The organism is Micromonospora sp. NPDC049799, from assembly GCF_040656655.1.
Lineage (GTDB): Bacteria > Actinomycetota > Actinomycetes > Mycobacteriales > Micromonosporaceae > Micromonospora.
In genome coordinates, this window is record NZ_JBFAMU010000892.1 from 1 (window position 1) to 1142 (window position 1142).

A 1142-nucleotide genomic window follows, 5' to 3' on the forward strand; every position below is an offset into this window, starting at 1 on the left:
ACCAAGCGTCGTCGTACCTGATCGAGGCGCGATCTGGGTTCGCTGACAATGCATGGTCCTACGTCATTGGACCCGAAGAAGTCGTCAGGAGTCGGCCGCCGCGCGGGTCCCGCCGGCCCGGGTCGCGGGGAGCGGTGAGCCGACGACCAGGCCGAGCGGGGTGGACCGGCGACGGCCTACACTGGGGCGGCTCTGTCATCGTCGATGGCTCGTGTGCGCCGCGAAGCACACCTCGCATGTTCCTGGCCTTCTCCTTCCGCGGCGGAGTCGCCGTCGCGGCATGACCGCCGCTATCCGGGTTCGCCCGTCCCGCGAGCTGCGGGCCGCCCGCCGTACCCGCCCGCACCGCTGTTGGGGTCATCTGGTGGCGGCCCCGCTCTGGCCGATGCACGGCGCGAACCTCGGTACGCTCCTGCGCACCTGCGATGCCGTCGGCGCCTGCCTCGCGGTGCCGCCGTTCCGCTGGGTGGACGAGGCCGTCGCCCGGGGCAACACGTTGCGCCGGCCGGGCTGCGTCCACCGGGTCGGCTCACCGCTGCGCTGGCTGGCCGCCGAACGGGCCGCCGGCAGCCGCGTCCTCGGCGTCGAGCTGGCCGACGAGGCGATCCGGCTCGGCGACCTGCCCGTCGCTCGGGGAAGGACCGTGGTCGTCCTCGGGCACGAGCAGGGCGGCATTCCGCCGGAGGCGCTCGACAGCCTGGACGCGGCCGTGGAGATTCCGATGGTCGGCGCCGGCCACAGCCTGAACGTGGCCGTCGCCGGCTCGCTCGTCCTCTACAAACTGGCCGGCCTCCTCTGACCCGCGACGCCCGGCCGATGCCGGGACGCTCCGCCGATGCCGGGACGGCGTCGAGGCTGACCTTGCGCGGAACTGGAGTGGCGCACGGCCGGGGAGCGGTGTGAGTGAGTGGTGTGAGCGTGATGTCTCACAGACATCTTTATGTCACCCAGACATCGCAGCGTCTCGACACCGCCTCTCACGGTCGCCGCTTCCCGGCGGGCGTCACTGAGGGCAAGATCGTGCTCGAACATGGATGTAGTGGCATCCCCGTGCGGCGGACACCACTACATCCGTGATGTAGCACGATCTTGGCGCGGGGCGCGGGGCGCGGGGCGCGGGGCGCGGGGCGCGGGGCGCGGGG

1 protein-coding gene is annotated in these 1142 nt (G+C 72.5%); it reads left to right on the plus strand.

Features of this window, described 5'->3' with window-relative positions:
- Positions 1–280: 280 nt before the first annotated feature.
- On the plus strand, positions 281–799 hold the full coding sequence (locus tag AB0I76_RS30405; protein ID WP_357042731.1) for a TrmH family RNA methyltransferase: 519 nt from the start codon (positions 281–283) through the stop codon (positions 797–799).
- The last annotated feature ends 343 nt before the right edge of the window (positions 800–1142 follow it).